13 protein-coding genes and 1 riboswitch are annotated in these 16,387 nt (G+C 68.2%); of the genes, 5 read left to right on the top strand and 8 right to left on the bottom strand.

Annotated elements, in window-relative coordinates; translation table 11 throughout:
- Window positions 1-164: 164 nt before the first annotated feature.
- From trhA to AC1DCJ_RS13435, 3 genes are all read right to left on the bottom strand, one after another.
- Window positions 165-806, bottom strand: a complete 642-nt coding sequence (gene trhA, locus AC1DCJ_RS13425) for a PAQR family membrane homeostasis protein TrhA (protein WP_137191636.1) — start codon at window positions 804-806, stop codon at window positions 165-167.
- Window positions 807-890: 84 nt separating this feature from the next.
- Complete coding sequence (locus AC1DCJ_RS13430; protein ID WP_137191635.1) at window positions 891-2,495, bottom strand: peptide chain release factor 3; 1,605 nt, start codon at window positions 2,493-2,495, stop codon at window positions 891-893.
- Between the two features lie 76 nt (window positions 2,496-2,571).
- Window positions 2,572-3,465, bottom strand: coding sequence for a M23 family metallopeptidase (locus tag AC1DCJ_RS13435; RefSeq protein ID WP_478071176.1), 894 nt, complete (start codon window positions 3,463-3,465; stop codon window positions 2,572-2,574).
- 157 nt (window positions 3,466-3,622) lie between these two features.
- Window positions 3,623-3,743: riboswitch (SAM riboswitch) on the top strand.
- 78 nt (window positions 3,744-3,821) lie between these two features.
- Between AC1DCJ_RS13435 and metX the strand changes: the two genes are divergently transcribed.
- Genes metX through AC1DCJ_RS13450 form a run of 3 tightly spaced genes read left to right on the top strand, consistent with a single transcriptional unit; the run spans window position 3,822 to window position 7,158 of the window.
- Window positions 3,822-4,853: a homoserine O-succinyltransferase MetX gene (gene metX / locus AC1DCJ_RS13440; protein ID WP_314405267.1), complete on the top strand. Its 1,032-nt coding sequence runs from the start codon at window positions 3,822-3,824 to the stop codon at window positions 4,851-4,853.
- Window positions 4,850-6,094, top strand: coding sequence for an O-succinylhomoserine (thiol)-lyase (locus AC1DCJ_RS13445; protein ID WP_137191632.1), 1,245 nt, complete (start codon window positions 4,850-4,852; stop codon window positions 6,092-6,094). Before metX ends, AC1DCJ_RS13445 begins: the two co-directional genes overlap by 4 nt.
- On the top strand, window positions 6,091-7,158 hold the full coding sequence (locus AC1DCJ_RS13450) for a homoserine dehydrogenase family protein (protein WP_478071177.1): 1,068 nt from the start codon (window positions 6,091-6,093) through the stop codon (window positions 7,156-7,158). The genes AC1DCJ_RS13445 and AC1DCJ_RS13450 overlap by 4 nt, the downstream gene beginning before the upstream one ends.
- 595 nt (window positions 7,159-7,753) lie before the next feature.
- On the opposite strand, the gene AC1DCJ_RS13455 is transcribed toward AC1DCJ_RS13450, so the two are convergent.
- Both AC1DCJ_RS13455 and AC1DCJ_RS13460 read right to left on the bottom strand, forming a co-directional pair.
- The gene (locus tag AC1DCJ_RS13455; protein WP_463601474.1) at window positions 7,754-8,755 is read right to left on the bottom strand and encodes an alpha/beta fold hydrolase; all 1,002 of its coding nucleotides are present in this window, start codon (window positions 8,753-8,755) and stop codon (window positions 7,754-7,756) included.
- 114 nt (window positions 8,756-8,869) lie between these two features.
- The gene (locus AC1DCJ_RS13460; RefSeq protein WP_137191629.1) at window positions 8,870-10,252 is read right to left on the bottom strand and encodes an L-serine ammonia-lyase; all 1,383 of its coding nucleotides are present in this window, start codon (window positions 10,250-10,252) and stop codon (window positions 8,870-8,872) included.
- Window positions 10,253-10,349: 97 nt separating this feature from the next.
- On the opposite strand from AC1DCJ_RS13460, the gene AC1DCJ_RS13465 reads away from it, so the two are divergent.
- Window positions 10,350-10,568 (top strand): glutaredoxin family protein, encoded by a 219-nt coding sequence (locus tag AC1DCJ_RS13465; RefSeq protein WP_137191676.1) that lies wholly within the window; start codon window positions 10,350-10,352, stop codon window positions 10,566-10,568.
- Between the two features lie 136 nt (window positions 10,569-10,704).
- Here AC1DCJ_RS13465 and AC1DCJ_RS13470 read toward each other — a convergent pair whose 3' ends face one another.
- From AC1DCJ_RS13470 to AC1DCJ_RS13480, 3 genes are read right to left on the bottom strand one after another with little or no spacing between them, the layout of a single operon-like run.
- Window positions 10,705-11,271, bottom strand: a complete 567-nt coding sequence (locus tag AC1DCJ_RS13470; protein WP_137191628.1) for a YceI family protein — start codon at window positions 11,269-11,271, stop codon at window positions 10,705-10,707.
- A 2-nt stretch (window positions 11,272-11,273) separates the two neighbouring features.
- The gene (locus tag AC1DCJ_RS13475; RefSeq protein WP_128097170.1) at window positions 11,274-11,846 is read right to left on the bottom strand and encodes a cytochrome b; all 573 of its coding nucleotides are present in this window, start codon (window positions 11,844-11,846) and stop codon (window positions 11,274-11,276) included.
- Window positions 11,843-12,529 (bottom strand): YceI family protein, encoded by a 687-nt coding sequence (locus tag AC1DCJ_RS13480; protein WP_478071178.1) that lies wholly within the window; start codon window positions 12,527-12,529, stop codon window positions 11,843-11,845. The genes AC1DCJ_RS13475 and AC1DCJ_RS13480 overlap by 4 nt, the downstream gene beginning before the upstream one ends.
- 175 nt (window positions 12,530-12,704) lie before the next feature.
- On the opposite strand from AC1DCJ_RS13480, the gene AC1DCJ_RS13485 reads away from it, so the two are divergent.
- Window positions 12,705-16,268 (top strand): hybrid sensor histidine kinase/response regulator, encoded by a 3,564-nt coding sequence (locus tag AC1DCJ_RS13485; protein ID WP_478071179.1) that lies wholly within the window; start codon window positions 12,705-12,707, stop codon window positions 16,266-16,268.
- Window positions 16,269-16,387 lie beyond the last annotated feature (119 nt).

Raw genomic sequence — 16,387 nt, forward strand, 5'->3', positions numbered from 1 at the left:
GGACCGTAGAGCGCCATGGATGGCGCGAACGAGCCTACAAGGACGTACTTGCGGCGTGTCCCGCCAACCCACCCGCCCCGACCCGGCCGACAGCACCGGCCAACCGGCTCCAGCAGTTGAAGTTGACCTTGACCTTAAAAAGTTGCCGAAAAAAACCAACAACCTCAAAGAATCTGCGCAGTAACCGCGACGAAATGGCAGACGCTGCCGCCGATCACGAACAGATGCCAGATCGCGTGCGAATAGCGGATCGACTCGCGGTGGTAGAAGTACGTGCCCAACGTATAGGACAGACCGCCGGCCAGCAGCCAGCCCAGCGTCCAGCCGTCGATCGACGCCCACATCGGCTTGATCGCCACCATCACCATCCAGCCCATCGCGATGTAGATGATCGTCGACAGCAGCTTGAAGCGGCCCGTAAAGAACAGCTTGAAGATCACCCCGGCCAGCGCCAGCGCCCAGATCGCCGTGAACATCCCCCAGCCCCACGGACCCCCGCGCAGACCGATCAGCGTGAACGGCGTATACGTACCGGCGATCAACACATAGATCGCGCAATGGTCGAAGACCTTCAGCCGCCCCTTCGCTACCGGGTGCTGGATCGCGTGGTACAGCGTCGACGCCGTGTACAGCAGCAACAAGGCCACCCCGAACACGATCGCGCTGGCCAACTGCCAGCCGTCGCCATAAATGGCGGCAAGGGTGATCAGCACCGCACTGGCGGCGAGCGCGGCAACCGCGCCCAGCCCGTGGGTCAAGGCGCTGGCGATTTCTTCACGAACAGAAGCAACTGTAGTCATGGCCATCGACGGTGCGGGGAGGGGGACCCGCTCCCCCCTATCATCGCCGCGTTGGCACGCGCATGCACGCGTGCCTGTTCAGCCGCTGTCTCAGGACACCGAAACGCTGTGTGCCGCCTCGCGCGTGGCCGCGAACCGCACGTCCGGTGCGCGTTCCTGCGCCAACTGCAGGTTGACCCGCGTCGGTGCCAGGTACACCAGCTGGCCGGCGGCATCGATGCTCAGGTTGCCCGCGTTCTTCTCGCGGAACTCCTCCAGCTTCTTTTCATTGCTGCAGGTCACCCAGCGCGCCGTGGTCACGCTCACCGGCTCGAAGGTGGCTTCCACGCCGTACTCGTCCTTCAGGCGGTAGGCCGCCACGTCGAACTGCAGCACACCCACCGCGCCCAGGATCAGGTCGTTGCTCATCAACGGGCGGAAGAACTGGGTGGCGCCCTCTTCGGACAGCTGCGCCAGGCCCTTCTGCAGCTGCTTGAGCTTGAGCGGATCGCGCAGGCGGGCGCGGCGGAACAGTTCCGGCGCGAAGTTCGGGATGCCGGTGAAGCTCACCGCCTCGCCCTCGGTGAAGGTGTCACCGATGGAGATCGTGCCGTGGTTGTGGATGCCGATCACATCGCCCGGCCATGCCTCGGCGGCGATCTCGCGGTCGCTGGCCATGAAGGTCAGCGCATTGGCCAGCTTCATTTCCTTGCCGGTGCGCACGTGGAAGGTCTTCATGCCTGCCACGAAACGGCCCGAGCACACCCGCATGAAGGCCACGCGGTCGCGGTGCTGCGGGTCCATGTTGGCCTGGATCTTGAACACGAAACCGGTCAGCTTGTTTTCCTGCGGGGCGATCACCCGGCCGGTGGTAGCGCGCGGCTGCGGCGACGGCGCGTGCGCGACGAAGAAGTCCAGCAGCGGCTGCACGCCGAAGTTGTTCACGCCCGAGCCGAAGAACACCGGGGTCTGCTTGCCGGCCAGGTAGGCCTCCAGGTCGAACGGATGGCTGGCGCCCTGCACCAGTTCCAGTTCGTCGCGCAGGTCGGCCAGCATGCGCTCGCCGATCTTCTCGGCCAGGCCCGGCGAATCGATCGACGGGAAGATGGTCGAATCCTGGCGGGTGAAGTTGCGGCCCTGCTCGTACAGGTGCACTTCGCCGCTGATCAGGTGGACCACGCCCTTCAGGCGCTGGCCCATGCCGATCGGCCAGGTCACCGGGGCGCACTGGATGCCCAGCACGCTCTCCACTTCATCCAGCAGGTCGATGGGCTCCTTGCCTTCGCGGTCCAGCTTGTTGATGAAGGTCATGATCGGCGTGTCACGCAGGCGGCACACTTCCATCAGCTTGATGGTGCGCTCTTCCACGCCCTTGGCCACGTCGATCACCATCAGCGCCGAGTCCACCGCGGTGAGCACGCGGTAGGTGTCCTCGCCGAAGTCGGCGTGGCCGGGGGTGTCGAGCAGGTTGACGATCTTGCCTTCATACGGGAACTGCATCACCGAGGAGGTGACCGAGATCCCGCGCTCCTTTTCCAGCGCCATCCAGTCGGACGTGGCGTGACGGGCGGCCTTGCGGCCCTTCACCGAGCCGGCCATCTGGATCGCACCGCCGAACAGCAGCAGCTTTTCGGTCAGCGTGGTCTTGCCGGCGTCAGGATGGGAAATGATGGCGAAGGTACGGCGGCGCGCAGCTTCGGTAGCGACTTCGGACATGGCGTGACGCGCCCGCCCGGGGCGCTTTTCATGGAGATAAGCCGCCCAGTATAGCGGGGGTGGGGCGCGGCCGGGGTCAGGGCTGCCCGGCGTCGCCGCTGGCGGCGGCCTCGCGGGCGAAGTGCAGCTCGCCCTGCGGGGTCACGATACGCACCGGCACCGAGCGCAGGTGCATGCCGCTGTTGGCCTGGACCACGAAGTGAAGGTGCGGGGCGGTGCTGTAGCCGGTGTTGCCCGACAGCCCGATGCGCTGGCCGGCCTCCACCCGCTGGCCGCTGCGCACCAGCACGCCGTTGGCCTGCAGGTGGGCGTAGACCGCCATGCTGCCGTCCTCGTGCAGGATCCGGATGAAGTTGGCACGGTCGCGGTCGCGCTGCGGGTCCAGACCATGCGCAACGAAGCTGCCTTGCACCTGCATCACCCGTCCGGCCCGTGCGGCCAGCACCGGGGTGCCCTCGGGGAGGGCGAAGTCGATGGCATCGCGGTTTTCGGCATCGGTATGGCTGAAGCGGCCCTGCGGGGCCTGGGTGACCTGGACGCCCCTGGCATCAAAGGGCAGCGCATAGGCCACGTCCTGCGGGGTGGCGCTCGGGTCGCCCGGCACCGCGTCCAAGAGCACGTCCAGGCGCGGCACGTCGCCGGGCAGTTGCAGGCGGCTGACCACCACGCTGGCCGAACCCGCCAGTACCGTCTGCAGCGGCAGGCCGGGCAGGGCGGTTGCCCCGGCCGGCTGGCGCAGCACCACCTGCACCGGCCCCGGCAGGTGGTTGTCCACCCGGGCCTGCCAGCGGTTGCCGCCGCCCTCCAGCCTGACCGTGGCGATGCCCGCGCTGACCGGCGCTGCGGGGGCATCGGCCGGGTGCGTCCCGACCAGGCCCCAGCCGGCGCGCCAGCCCGCGCCGCCGGGGGCGGTGGCCGCCTGCAGGGCCAGGGGAACGAGCAGCGCGGTCAGCAGCAGGGTACGGCGCATGGCAGCCATCCAGGGACGATGGGCGCGACTGTACGCAACCGGGTTCATTCAGGAAAGCGACCGCCTCGGCGGGGGCTGGGCGACTGATGAGAAAAAACTATATCGCTTCATCCCGATGAAAGGATTGACATGTCCGGAAAGGGCTGGCATCGTGGCTCCACCATCGAGACCGGCAGAGGGACAGGCCCTTTGAAGCCGGGGCAGCCCGCAGACGCGCAAGCGACCTGCGTAGGTGCCAAATCCTGCGGAGACCGTTGGCGTCTTCCGAAAGATGGTTCGAACCGTGCACCGTGCGTGTACTTCGAACGCGAGCTCCGCGAAAGCTCGATGGCCGTTTTCCTACTTTGGATACCGCCATGGGTTTCGCCACTGCCGCCGCTGTTGCCACCGACACTTTCGCTCCCGTCAGCGTTCCGCTCGACGCTGGACTGCACGCCGTGCGCGGCGAAATCGCCGCGGTGCTGTCGATGCGTCACAACGGCCCGCGCCCGGTCCGGCTGCGTTATGAACTGGTCGGGCGTGGCGATGCGCCGGTGGTGGTGCTGGCCGGGGGCATTTCCGCGCATCGCCACGTGGCCGCCAATGCGGAGTTCCCCGAGAAGGGCTGGGCCGAAGGACTGGTCGCGGCCGGCCGCGCGCTGGATCCTGCGGTGCAGCGCATCCTGGCGTTCGATTTCATCGGTGCCGATGGCGCGCTCGACCTGCCGATCGACACCGCCGACCAGGCCGATGCGCTGGCGCTGCTGCTCGATCATCTTGGCATCTCCCAGCTGCAGTGCTTCGTGGGCTACTCCTACGGCGCGCTGGTGGGGCAGCAGTTTGCCATCCGCCACCGCCAGCGCCTGCTCAAGCTGGTCGCGGTCAGTGGCGCGCATCGCCCGCATCCGTATGCCGCCGCGTGGCGCGCGCTGCAGCGCCGTGCCGTGGCGCTGGGCCAGCTGCAGTGCGCTGAAAGCCACGGGCTGGTCCTGGCCCGCCAGTTCGCGATGCTCAGCTACCGCACGCCCGAAGAATTCGGCGAGCGCTTCGATGCGCCGCCGGAAGTGGTCAACGGTCGCGTGCGCGTTGCCGCCGAAGACTATCTGGATGCCGCAGGCGCGCAGTACGCCGCGCGCACCCCGGTGGATGCCTACCTGCGCCTGTCCGAATCGATCGATCTGCACCGCGTCGACCCGGCCGCCATTCGGGTGCCGACCGTCGTGGTGGCCGTGGAAGGCGACCGCCTGGTGCCGCTGGCCGACTGCGTCGGCCTGGTCGAAGGGCTGGGTCCGCGCGGCAGCCTGCGCGTGCTGCGCTCGCCCTACGGGCACGACGCCTTCCTCAAAGAAACCGATCGCATCGACGCGATCCTCGCCAACGCCATCCGTTCCCTGGGAGAAACCGCATGAGCCTGTCCACCGGTACCGAGCCGTCCTGTAGCCGTGTCACCGCCGCCGTGCGCGCCGGCATCGACCGCGATACCGCCCACGGCGCGGTGACCCCGCCGATCGTGCTGTCCTCCAATTTCAGCTTCGATGGCTTCGGCAACAAGCGCCAGTACGACTACACCCGCAGCGGCAATCCGACCCGCGACCTGCTGGGCGAAGCGTTGGCCGAGCTGGAAGGCGGCGCGGGCGGCGTGATCACCTCCACCGGCATGGGCGCGATCAACCTGGTGCTCAACGCGCTGCTGCAGCCCGGTGACACGCTGGTGGTGCCGCACGATGCCTACGGCGGCAGCTGGCGCCTGTTCAACGCACTGGCGAAGAAGGGCCACTTCGGCCTGATCACCGCCGACCTCACCGACCCGCGCTCGCTGGCCGATGCGCTGGCACAGTCGCCCACGCTGGTGCTGGTGGAAACCCCGTCCAACCCGCTGCTGCGCATCACCGACCTGCGCTTCGTCATCGATGCCGCGCACAAGGCCGGGGCCAAGGTGGTGGTGGACAACACGTTCCTGTCGCCGGCGCTGCAGCGGCCGATCGCCTTCGGTGCCGACCTGGTGCTGCATTCCACCACCAAGTACATCAACGGCCACAGCGACGTGGTCGGCGGCGCGGTGATCGCGCGCGATCCGGCCGTGCACGAGCAGCTGGTGTGGTGGGCCAACGCGCTGGGCCTGACCGGCTCCCCGTTCGACGCGTTCCTGACCCTGCGCGGCCTGCGCACGCTGGGTGCACGCCTGCGCGCGCACCAGGAAAACACCACCGAGGTGGTCAACCTGCTGGCTGCCAGCGACGCGGTGGCCAAGGTCTACTACCCGGGCTTGGCCGACCACCCCGGCCATGCCATTGCCGCCCGCCAGCAGGACGGCTTCGGCGCGATGCTGTCCTTCGAACTGGCCTCCTGCCCGGGCGATGATCCGCATGCGGCGGTGCGCGCGTTCGTGGATGGCCTGCGCTGTTTCACCCTGGCCGAATCGCTGGGCGGTGTCGAGAGCCTGGTTGCGCACCCGGCGACCATGACCCACGCGGCCATGACCCCGGAAGCGCGCGCGCATGCCGGCATCAGCGAGGGCCTGCTGCGCCTGTCGGTGGGCATCGAGTCGCCGGAAGACCTGGTGGCCGACCTGCAGGCCGGGCTGGAGCGCGCGCAGGCGGTGATCGACCTGCACGCGCAGGCCGTGGTGCGCAAACAGGTGGATGCATGAGCGCGGTTCTGACCCTGGTGGCCGCCCCCGCACGTCGCCTGGCGCTGCTGGGTACCGGCACCGTGGGCACTGCGTTCGTGCAGCGCTACCAGTCACTGCAGGCGCGTGGTGTGGCCTTGCCGGCGTTCTCGTGGCTGGCCAATTCGCGTACCGCCCGTGCGTGCGCGCAGGCACCCGAACACGAACTGCAGCAGGCCAACCTGGCCGTGCGCGGGGCGCCGGCGCTGCAACCGTGGGCCGAAGCCGAAGGTCTGCAACGTGGCGACGTGGTGGTGGATGCCACGGCCAGCGACGACGTGGCCAACTGGCACGAACAATGGCTGGCGCGCGGCGTGCACGTGGTGACCGCCAACAAGCTGGGCCAGGGCGCGCAGCTGGCGCGGGCGCAGGCGATCACCGAAGGGCGGCTCGGCGGCGGTGCGCAGTACGGTGACAGCGCCACGGTCGGTGCCGGGTTGCCCCTGCTCAGCAGCCTGCGCGCGCTGGTGGCCGGCGGCGACCGCATCCACCGCGTGGAAGGCGTGCTGTCCGGCTCGTTGGCCTGGCTGCTTCATCACTATGACGGCCAGCGCGCATTTTCAGAATGGGTGCGTGAAGCGGCCAGCGCCGGGTATACCGAGCCGGATCCGCGCGTGGACCTGTCCGGTGAGGACGTGCGCCGCAAGCTGCTGATCCTCGCACGGGCCAGTGGTATCGCACTGCGCGGTGAGCAGGTGGCGGTGACCTCGCTGGTGCCGGCCGCACTTGCCGCGCTGCCGACCGACGCCGCGCTGGCGCAGCTGTCGCTGCTGGATGCACCGCTGCAGGCGCTCTGGCAGCAGGCGCAGGAACAGGGCGGTTGCCTGCGGTTCGTCGGCGGCTTCGACCATGACGGCGCGACGGTCGGCCTGCGCATCCTGCCGCTGGGCCATCCGTTGGCCGGTGGCGGCCAGACCGACAACCGCGTGGCCATCCACAGCGATCGTTACCCCACCCAGCCGCTGCTGATCCAGGGGCCGGGCGCAGGCGCGGACGTCACCGCGGCGGCGCTGCTGGATGACGTACTGGCGATCGTGCGGCGGTAACGCCGACCGTTGGTCGGCTGCGCTTGATGTCATGCATCGCGCGAACGGCAGCCGACCAACGGTCGGCTCTACCGGCTCGGGCGTATAGGTGAMAYGGGGCATWGCAACGCTGGCGCATTCCGCGCGTAGAGCCGACCGTTGGTCGGCTGCTCTTGATCTCATGCATCACGCGAACGGCAGCCGACCAACGGTCGGCTCTACCGGTGCGGGCGCATCGGTGGCACGGGGCATTGCAACGCTGGCGCACTCCGCCCGTAGAGCCGACCGTTGGTCGGCTGCTCTTGATGTCATGCATCGCGCGAACGGCAGCCGACCGACGGTCGGCTCTACCGGTGCGKGCGCATCGGTGACACGGGGCATWGCAAYGCTGGCGCACTCCGCSCGTAGAGCCGACCGTTGGTCGGCTGCTCTTGATCTCAGCATCGCGCGAACGGCAGCCGACCAACGGTCGGCTCTACCGGTKCGKGCGCATCGGTGACACGGGGCATAGCAACGCTGGCGCAYTCCGCKCGTAGAGCCGACCGTTGGTCGGCTGCTCTTGATGTCATGCATTGCGCGAACGGCAGCCGACCAACGGTCGGCTCTACGCCGGTGGTCAGGGGGCGGTGGACAGCGCCTTCAGCAACGCGGCGTTGAACCGCGCGGGGGCCTGCACCTGCGGCGAATGGCCCAGGTCGTCGAAGGTCACCAGGGTGGCACCGGGGATGGCGGCTGCTGCGGCCTTGCCCAATGCGGGATAGTCGCCGAGGGTGGCTTTGAGGGCGGGCGGCGCCAGGTCGCGGCCGATCGCGGTGCGGTCTTTCTGCCCGATGAAAAGCGTGGTCGGGACGCGGATGTCCGGTAGTTCGTAGACCACCGGCTGGTTGAACACCATGTCCGAGGTCAGCGCCTGGCTCCAGGCAACCGCCTGTTTTCCGGGGCCGTCGTACATGCCCGACTGCATGCGCGCCCACTGCGCGTACGCCGGCGTCCAGTCGCCGTTGTAATACACGTCCAGTTGGTACTTCTTGATGCTCTCGAAGCTGGTCTTCAGTTCGCCCGCATACCAGGCATCCACGCTGCGCCACGGCACGCCCTTGGCTTTCCAGTCTTCCAGTCCGATCGGGTTGACCAGCGCCAGCCGGCGCAGCTGCTGCGGATACATCAGCGCATAGCGTGCGGCCAGCATGCCGCCCATGGAATGGCCGACCAGGTCGACCTGCGCCGCATCCAGGCCGAGGTGGGCGAGCAGTGCATGCGTGTTGGCCGCCAGTTGGCCGAACGAATACTGGTAGCGCTCGGGCTTGCTGGATTTGCAGAACCCGATCTGGTCCGGCGCGATCACCCGGTAGCCCGCCGCGCTGAGTGCGGTGATGGTGTCTTTCCAGGTGGCCGCGCAGAAGTTCTTGCCGTGCAGCAGCACCACCGTGCCCGCCACGGCCGTGCCGGACGGGGGGACATCCAGGTAGGCCATCTGCAGCGGCTGCCGCTGTGATTCCAGGTCGAAGGTCTTGACCGGCCACGGGTAGTCGAAGCCCTCCAGGCGGGGGCCGTAGGTGTCGGCGGCAAGCGTGGTCAGCGGCAGGCAGGCAAGCAGGGCGGCAGCCAGGATACGCATGGCGGTCTCCGGAACAGGGGAGTACCGACTGTACCGGAGCGGCCGTGCAGGCGGGCCGATGATGCGCATGCGAGCAGCCGACCAACGGTCGGCTCTACCGCCGGGGGCGGTCGATCAGCACTCGATGACGTTGACCGCCAGCCCGCCGCGGCTGGTTTCCTTGTACTTGTCCTGCATGTCGCGGCCGGTGTCGCGCATGGTCTTGATCACCTTGTCCAGCGAGACCTTGTGCTTGCCGTCGCCGCGCATGGCCATGCGGCTGGCGTTGATCGCCTTCACCGCGCCCATCGCGTTGCGCTCGATGCAGGGAATCTGCACCAGCCCGCCGATCGGGTCGCAGGTCAGGCCGAGGTTGTGCTCCATGCCGATTTCGGCGGCGTTCTCGATCTGGCTGGGGTTGCCGCCGAGCGCGGCGACCAGACCGCCGGCCGCCATCGAGCAGGCCACGCCCACTTCACCCTGGCAGCCCACTTCGGCGCCGGAGATCGAGGCGTTTTCCTTGTACAGGATGCCGATGGCCGCCGAGGTCAGCAGGAAGTCGAAGATGCGTTGTTCGTTGGCGCCGGGGCAGAAACGGTCGAAGTAATGCAGCACCGCCGGCAGCACGCCGGCTGCACCGTTGGTCGGCGCAGTGACCACGCGGCCACCGGCGGCGTTTTCTTCATTGACCGCCAGCGCGTATAGATTCACCCAGTCCAGGGTGGTCAGCGGGTCGCGCATGCCCGCTTCGGGCTTGGACGACAGCTCGCGGTACAGCGCAGGGGCGCGACGGGACACGTGCAGGCCGCCGGGCAGGGTGCCTTCCTGGCGGATGCCACGGGCCACGCAGGCCTGCATCGCGCTCCAGATCTCGCGCAGCTGCTCGCGGATTTCGTCTTCGCTGCGCCAGCACTTTTCGTTCTCGAACATCATCTGGGCAATGCTCAGCCCGCTGCGCGCGGTCTGCGCCAGCAGTTCGTCGCCGCTCTTGAACGGATAGGGCAGCGGGGTTTCATCGGGCACGATACGGTCGTCGGCGGCATCGTCCTGGTTGACCACGAAGCCGCCGCCGACCGAGTAGTAATCGCGCGTGGCGATGACCTGTTCGTCGGCGTCATAGGCGGTGAAGCGCATGCCGTTGGTGTGGTACGGCAGCTTCTGGCGCTTGTTCAGGCCCAGGTCGCGCTTCTCGTCGAAGGCGATCTCGTGGGTGCCCATCAGCTGGATCCGCTTGCTGCTGCGGATGCGCTCGAGGGTCTCGGGGATGATGTCCGGGTCGATCAGGTTCGGGCGCTGGCCTTCCAGCCCGAGCAGAACCGCCTTGTCGGTGCCGTGCCCGCGCCCGGTCAGGGCCAGCGAGCCGTACACGTCGGCGCGGATGCGCACCACGTCCTGCAGGCGGCCCGGGTCCAGCAACCAGCGGTGCACGAAGCGTTCGGCGGCCTTCATCGGTCCCACGGTGTGCGAGGAGCTCGGGCCAATGCCGATCTTGAAAACGTCGAACGTGCTGACAGCCATGATTGCCAAACTGCGGGTATCGGATGGAGCACTATTCTATGCTGTCGCAGGCGCCAGCCTTGAGTGCGGCGCAACATTTCCGAAGGCGGGTGGGCCGGTGTTTACCTTGTTCCAGCGTGATGACTGCCATCTGTGCGACCAGGCCCTGGCGGTCCTGGCCCAGGCCCGGGTACCTGGGCTGGACAGTGTGTTCGTTGACGACGATGCGGCGCTGGAGGCCCGTTACGGGCTGCGCGTGCCGGTGCTGCGCGATGCGCAGGGGCGGGAACTGGACTGGCCGTTCGATGTGGCGGCGGTGGAGGCCTGGATCCGGTAGAGCCGACCGTTGGTCGGCTGCGCGGACTACGGGAGCCGACCAACGGTCGGCTCTACCCGGGGTCTTGTCGGCGCTGTGGCAGCCGACCAACGGTCGGCTCTACCCGGTTTGGGCGAGCCGGCCGCATCTGGGCGGGTTATTTTGCTTTCAGTACGACCTTGGTGCTGATCGCGGTTTCGTTCGGGATGGTCTTGGTGTCGGCCCAGTCGCCGCCGCCCACGCCGAAGTCCAGGCGCTTGACCGTGGCCTTGCCGCTCAGCACCGGCTGCGCGCCGGGGGTCCAGGTGAAGGTGAGGGTGACCGGCTTGCTCACGCCGCGCAGTTCCAGGGTGCCGTCGGCGGCGTACTGGTTGTTGCCCAGCGCACGGAACGTGGTGGCGCTGTACTTGGCTTGGGCGAACTTGCCGACGTTGAAGAAGTCCGCGCCCTGCAGGGTCGAGTCGCGGTCGTTGTTGCCGCTCTTGGCGCCGGCCAGCGGGATGGTCACTTCCAGCTTCGATCCTTCCAGCTTGGCCGGGTCGAAGCTGAGCTTGGTGTCGAAACCGGGGAAGGTGCCGGTGAATACTTCACCGTCGTACTTGGTGGCAAACACCAGCACCGAACCCGGCGCCTGCACGTAATCGGCGGCCAGCACCGGCGCGGTGGCCATCAGCCCGGCCAGGGCGGCGGCCACGGCCGCGGGAGTGGAGAGCTTGATGTTCATGGTCAGTCCTTCTGGGGGGAGGCAAGCCAGCGCTGCGGCAGCATGCGCGCAAGGGTGGCATCGCGTTGGTAAAAATGGTGGTAAAGCGCGGCGCCGGCATGGGCCAGCACCACCGCGATGAGCAGCCAGAAGCCCCACTCGTGGATGGCATGGGACAGCTGCGTGGTGCGTTCATCCGGACCGCTGAGCTTGGGCACGTCCACCAGGCCGAACCAGCGGAACGGGCGCAGCCCGCTGGCCGAGTCGTACAGCCAGCCCGACAGCGGAAGGGCGAACATCAGCACGTACAGCAGCCAGTGCGTGGCCGAGGCGATGCGTTCCTGCCAGGTCGGTGTGCCGGGCACCGGGGCGGGGGCGCCGGCGTACAGGCGCCAGCCCAGCCGCGCCACCACCAGCGCCAGCACGGTGATGCCCACCGACTTGTGCAGCGTGTAGATCCAGAAGTACTTGGGCGTCTTGGGGAACTCGCCCATGGTCAGGCCCAGGATGCCCATGGCCAGGATCAGCAGGGCGATCACCCAGTGCAGGGTCTGGCTGACGCCGCCCCAGCGGGTCGCGGTGTTCTTGGCAGTCATGGCGTGGTCTCCTCGACCGGCTGTGGGGATGGAATCTGGGAGTCGTCGCGCGGCACGGGAGTTCCCGTGGCATCGACAGGCGGCGTGTCCGCCGGATCGGCGGCGTTTCTGTCGCGAACGGCTTCCGCTTCGATCCGCAGCTCCACCGCGTCGCCAATCATCGACGGCCAGCCAGACACGCCGAACGCGCTGCGGCTGAGCGTGGCAGTCGCGGAGAAACCGGCGGTGCGGCGGAACGGGGGCAGCGGGTGACGCTTGAGGGCGTTGAGGGTGACCGCCAGGGTGACCTCGGCGGTGACGCCGTGCAGGGTCAGCTGGCCGGTCACGTTGGCGTGGCTGTCGTCGATGGGCTCGACCCGGGTGGAGACGAACCGGGCCTGCGGGAAGCGTTCGGCATCCAGCAGGTTGCGCGCCAGGGTAGCCGTGTTCCATTTGTCATCGCCCAGGTCCAGCCGCTGGATCGGAACGCTCACGCTGAGCGTGGCGGTCCGCCAGTCCTGCGGATCGAACACCAGCACCCCTTCGCTGCCGGACACCGTGCCCAGCGCGTGGGAGAAGCCGGCGTGCTCCACCGCGAACAGCACGCGGGTGTGGACTGGATCCAAGCGGTAGGTATCGGGCGCGGCACGCGCTGCCCATGGGGCAGTGCACAGCAGCAGGGCAAGGGTCAGGCGCAGGATCATGGCCGGGCTCCGGGAAGGTCAGGGCCGATCATACGCACAGCACCGTTATCGGCAGCAGTGTCATGGCTGCAACAGATCGTGGTGCAACTTTCCGGTTCGGGCGGCCCGGCGGCGGTTGACGCCCGCGCGCGGGCGCAGGGGCTGTGGGACAATCAGCGGCTACAGGGAGATCTGGATGGCGATGGGAACGCGTGGCTGCTGCGCGGGCATCGTGCTGCTGGTACTGGCATTGTGCCTGCTGCCGGCGGCGGCATGGGCCGCAGAAACAACGGCAGGAACATCGGCAGAAACGCCGCGCATGCGCCGCCTCGGCGCTGCCGACGGCATGCCGTCGCGCATGGTGCTGGCACTGGCGCAGGATCGCCAGGGCTACATATGGGCAGCCACCGACGACGGCCTGGCACGCGTGGATGGGGTGGGCCTGCGGGTCTGGCGGCACGATCCGGCCGACCCCGGCTCCATTCCCGGCAACGAGGTGGAAACCCTGCTGGTCGACCCCATGGACCGTGTGTGGGTGGGGGTGAACGGCGTCGGCCTGAGCATGTTGGCCCCCGGGCGTGCGGCGTTCAAGCATTTCACCGACCTCAATGCCCGCTGCGATGGCCAGTTCTGGTCGCTGGCCTATGCGGCCAAGTCGCTGTGGATCGGCACCAACCGGCACGGCATCTGCCGGCGGGGCGAAGACGGCAGCCTGGTGCAGTACCACGCCGATCCCAACGATCCCACCAGCCTGCCCGATGACACCATCTACACCATGCTGGCCGACCCGAAGGGGCATGTGTGGGTAGGCACCGGCAGTGGCGTGGCGCGCTGGGACGGACAGCGTTTCCATCGCATCGCGCCGGCGTTGCTGGGCGGCAAGAGCGTGTTCCGCCTGACCCGTGAACCCGATGGCACCGTGTGGGCCGGCACCGAAGGCGGCCTGTTCCGCATTGATGCCGACGGCAGCGTGCGCAAGGCGCCGTGGACGCTCAGCGCCGATGTGCGTGCCGCCACCGTCATCCATGACCGCAACGGCGGCTACTGGCTGGGAACGGCCGATGGCCTGTACCGCGGCGACGAGGCCGGCGTGCACCTGCTGGCCGGCGATGCCGGCAGCGGCTTCCTGACCGCGCGCAGCGGCGTGCTGGACATGCTGCAGGACCACGAAGGTGGGCTGTGGGTGGCCATGCTGACCCAGGGCCTGGCGTATCTGCCGCCGGGGTGGAAGCGCTTTTCCACCTGGTACCAGCTGGAGGGAAAGCCGCTGGACAGCGTCTACCTGCTGAGCGGTGCCGCGGCCGGCAATGAGTTCTACATCGGCGGGGCGCACGGAATCTACCAGCTGGACGCGCAGGGCACGCTGCGCCAGATCGCCGACGATACGCAGGTCGGCGTGGGCGCCATCTGGTCGGTGCTGCCGCGCGCCGATGGCGCGCTGTGGATCGGTCGGGGCGGGCGCCTGGGCCTCTACCAGCCGCGTACCGGGCAGCTGCGCGAGTGGAAGATCGGCGGCGGTTCAGACGTGCGCCAGCGCATCGACCTGATCCGCCAAGCACCCAACGGTGAGTTGTGGATRTCGATCATGAGCCTTGGCATCCAGCGGCGCGATGCACAGGGCAACCTGCTGGAGACCATTCGCATCGAAGAGGGCCGCGGCCTGACCGAGAACCCGGTCGAGCAGATGCTGTTCGACCCGCGCGGGCAGCTGTGGATCATGGGCGACATGGGCCTGCTGCGCTGGAACGAGGACCGCTTCGAGCAGGTCCCCGGTATATCCCGTGGCAGCATCTATGACATCACCTGGACCAGCCCGAGCGAAGTCTGGATGGCGCGCAACGGGGCGTTGGAACGCTATGGCTGGGATGGCCTGAGCATGACCCTGCGCGAGCGGGTCGGTGCTGTGCAGGGCCTGCCGGCGGTATCGATGGGCGGGGTGGTCACCGGCCGTCAGGGCCTGGTGTGGGCCACCACGCCGCGCGGGCTGGTGCGTTGGGATGGCGCGCAGCGCCGGTTGCGCGTCTATGGCGAACGCGATGGCCTGCCCGACGTGGAATTCAGCGGGCGGCCGCCGGTCCGCGCGGCCAACGGCCGGGTGCTGGCGGTGACCGCCACCGGACTGGTTAGTTTCGACCCGGATGCCGCCGATGTGCCGCTGCCGCCCTCGGAGTTGGTGATCGACAACGTGCAGGTACGCCGCGACGACGCCGAAGGCCAGCAGTCGCTGCCACCGGATGCACCGATCGTGCTGGGGCCGCAGGACCGCGACCTGATCATCACCGCACGGCTGTTGTCCTTCGCCAACCCGCAGGGCAACCGCTATCGCTACCGCGTGTCCGGCTACGACCAGAACTGGGTGATGCAGGCGGCCGATGGCGAACGCCTGCTGTCGCGCCTGCCCTCCGGCCAGTACGCCATCGACGTGCAGGCGGCCACCCCGCAGGGACAGTGGACGCCCTCGCGCACGCTCAGCGTGGACGTGCTGCCGCCGTGGTGGCGCAGCAGCTGGGCGATCCTGGGCTATCTGCTGCTGTGGCTGCTGCTGGTGGCCGTGGTGGTGTACGTGGCACGCGTGCGCCTGCGACGTCGCCAGCAATGGCAGCTGACCGTGCACAAGCAGCAGATCGCCGAGCAGGCATCGCAGGCCAAGAGCCAGTTCCTGGCCACGCTGGGCCACGAAGTGCGCACGCCGATGACCGGCGTGCTGGGCATGAGCGAACTGCTGCTGGCCACGCCGCTGGATGAACTGCAGCGTGGCTATGCGGCCTCGATCCAGCATGCTGGCACGCACCTGCTGCGGCTGGTCAACGATGCGTTGGACCTGGCCCGGATCGAAGCCGGCCGCCTGGAGCTGGATATCCGTCCGTTCGACCTGATGTCGATGCTGGCCCAGGTGCAGGCGCTGATGGAGCCGATGGCGCACCACCGTGGCCTGGCGTTCGAGCGCAGTTTCAATCTGCCCGGCCCGATCCTGGTCAGTGGCGACGAAATGCGCGTGCGACAGATCCTGATGAACCTGCTGGGCAATGCGATCAAGTTCACCGAGCGCGGGCACGTAAGCCTGGGCGCCGAGCTGATCGATGGCGGCATGGGCATCATTTTCGAGGTGGCCGACACCGGGCCGGGCATCAACACCGATCAGCAGCAGCGCCTGTTCCATCGCTTCGAACAGGCCGACGGACCACGCACCGCATCGCGTTATGGCGGAAGCGGGTTGGGCCTGGCGATCTGCCAGGAGCTGGCGGTGGCGATGGGCGGGCGTATCGACATCGACAGCCGGCTTGGGCACGGCGCACGTTTCAGCGTGCAGCTGCCGCTGCCCTGGACGCTGCAGCAGGGCAACGTTGCCAGCCACGCCTCGGACGCCGCGCGGATCCAGTTGCCGCCGCTGCGGCTGCTGCTGGTCGAAGACGACCCGACCGTAGCCAACGTCATTGCCGGCCTGCTGCAGGCGCGTGGCCACGAGGTGGTGCACGTGCTGCATGGGTTGGCCGCCTTGTCCGAAGTGGCCGCCGGTAGCTTCGATGTCGGGTTGCTCGATCTGGACCTGCCGGCACTGGATGGCATCGCCATCGCCGGCCAGCTGCGTGCGATGGGCTATGAGTTGCCGCTGATCGCCGTCACGGCCCGCTCGGATGCCTACGCCGAACAGCAGGTGCTGGAAGGGGGCTTCGACGGTTTCCTGCGCAAGCCGGTGACCGGTGACCTGCTGATCGAGGCCATCGCGCAGGCCCGGGCACTGCGTCAGCGGGAGCATTGAGGCGCGCCCTTCGCGCCTCCTGATTGACCGCGTCAGTTGTTAGGGCGCGATCGATCCAATCTGGAATTTGTCAGGATGTGATCTCGCCACGGGCGATGGGCTGCGTGGGTCGCATCGCC

The organism is Stenotrophomonas sp. 10N36 (assembly GCF_056395005.1).

Excerpts from the sequence above, each read along its gene's own strand:
- AC1DCJ_RS13460 (WP_137191629.1), bottom strand. The coding sequence starts at position 10,252 with ATGGCTGTCAGCACGTTCGACGTTTTCAAGATCGGCATTGGCCCGAGC.
- AC1DCJ_RS13475 (WP_128097170.1), bottom strand. The coding sequence starts at position 11,846 with ATGACTGCCAAGAACACCGCGACCCGCTGGGGCGGCGTCAGCCAGACC.
- trhA (WP_137191636.1), bottom strand. The coding sequence starts at position 806 with ATGGCCATGACTACAGTTGCTTCTGTTCGTGAAGAAATCGCCAGCGCC.
- AC1DCJ_RS13450 (WP_478071177.1), top strand. The coding sequence starts at position 6,091 with ATGAGCGCGGTTCTGACCCTGGTGGCCGCCCCCGCACGTCGCCTGGCG.
- metX (WP_314405267.1), top strand. The coding sequence starts at position 3,822 with ATGGGTTTCGCCACTGCCGCCGCTGTTGCCACCGACACTTTCGCTCCC.
- AC1DCJ_RS13455 (WP_463601474.1), bottom strand. The coding sequence starts at position 8,755 with ATGCGTATCCTGGCTGCCGCCCTGCTTGCCTGCCTGCCGCTGACCACG.
- AC1DCJ_RS13435 (WP_478071176.1), bottom strand. The coding sequence starts at position 3,465 with ATGCGCCGTACCCTGCTGCTGACCGCGCTGCTCGTTCCCCTGGCCCTG.
- AC1DCJ_RS13470 (WP_137191628.1), bottom strand. The coding sequence starts at position 11,271 with ATGAACATCAAGCTCTCCACTCCCGCGGCCGTGGCCGCCGCCCTGGCC.
- AC1DCJ_RS13430 (WP_137191635.1), bottom strand. The coding sequence starts at position 2,495 with ATGTCCGAAGTCGCTACCGAAGCTGCGCGCCGCCGTACCTTCGCCATC.
- AC1DCJ_RS13445 (WP_137191632.1), top strand. The coding sequence starts at position 4,850 with ATGAGCCTGTCCACCGGTACCGAGCCGTCCTGTAGCCGTGTCACCGCC.
- AC1DCJ_RS13480 (WP_478071178.1), bottom strand. The coding sequence starts at position 12,529 with ATGATCCTGCGCCTGACCCTTGCCCTGCTGCTGTGCACTGCCCCATGG.